We start from the raw sequence: 1,065 nt of genomic DNA on the forward strand, positions 1-1,065 counted from the left end.
GAATCTGGGACATCGGGCCAGGGGTCGGAGGTGCGGTTGAGGCAAGGGCCAGCCCGGGGACGGAAGACAGAACACCCGCAAGCGGGTCCCCACACACGCGGCTGGCCTGAGCGCTGTCCCATGATTGAATGGCCTGCTCGAGCCTGGAGGCGCGGGTGCGGAGCGCTTCCGTGTCGCCGGCCGACGATCGGGTCGCGAAGGCCATGCGCAGCTTGACGATGCTGTCGCTCTGGCTGCTGCGCATGGCCTTCAGCTCTTCGAACCCTGAGTTGATGGGGGTGTTGGAGCCGAATTTAAGAAACTGGGCAATCGTATCCTTCCAGAGCATGTAGCCCGGTCGCACGCCTTCAATCAAAGCCGTTGCCCGCCACGGCATGCGGCGACCTGACAGACGCCCTGCAAGCTCGGTAAATGTCGGGACCGGTTTGTTGCTCACGCCTGGTACCGGCATTTCGGGAACACGCGTCAGTTCGATCGGGCTCCAGTCGAAGACACCCATGCGGGCCGTGGAGAAGTCAGGCGTGCTGGCATCGTCACGGAAGAGCTGTTCGCGCAGCGGAGGCCAGAGAACATCGGCCGCGTCCGCCGGAGCATCCGTCTCGGGAACAGTTCCGCCCGGATTGCGAAGTGGCGTGGACGGTGTCCAGGCAGAGCCGATCGTATCGGGGTAGAGTTCATGGCGAATGGCCTGCAGACCCTCTTCGGGGCTGAGAATATCGACCTGCACCGCTTCTGCGCTCAGAGCATCACAGGTACCCTGCACGAACGTCTGATGGATCGTCCCAAGTTCGAGGCTTCCCAGAAGAGGGTTCTGAGCATCACCCAGGGGCGGCAGGCCCTTGAGATTGCTCGCCCGCTCGCGTTTGGCCTGTGACACCTCCTGCGATGACAGGCATGCAGGTCTTGTCCAGAGAACGAGGTACGTGCGTTCCTGACGCATGAAAGGTGGAAGCACCTTCTGTCGTTCCGTGAAGATGTCTTCAAAATCGGCGTTTAGCGCACCTGCAACGGTCCGTCGTTCATCGAGGTTTCGCCGGATGCTCTCACTGACACCCTCAGGATCGG

At 62.0% G+C, this 1,065-nt stretch carries 1 pseudogene; it reads right to left on the reverse strand.

The features are described from left to right. Positions 1 to 1,065 (reverse strand): annotated as a pseudogene (locus R5H23_RS16815) (type IV secretion protein DotO); the annotation flags it as partial.

The organism is Gluconobacter sp. GP1 (assembly GCF_032913585.1).
In the GTDB taxonomy this organism is placed as follows: Bacteria; Pseudomonadota; Alphaproteobacteria; order Acetobacterales; family Acetobacteraceae; genus Gluconobacter; species Gluconobacter cerinus.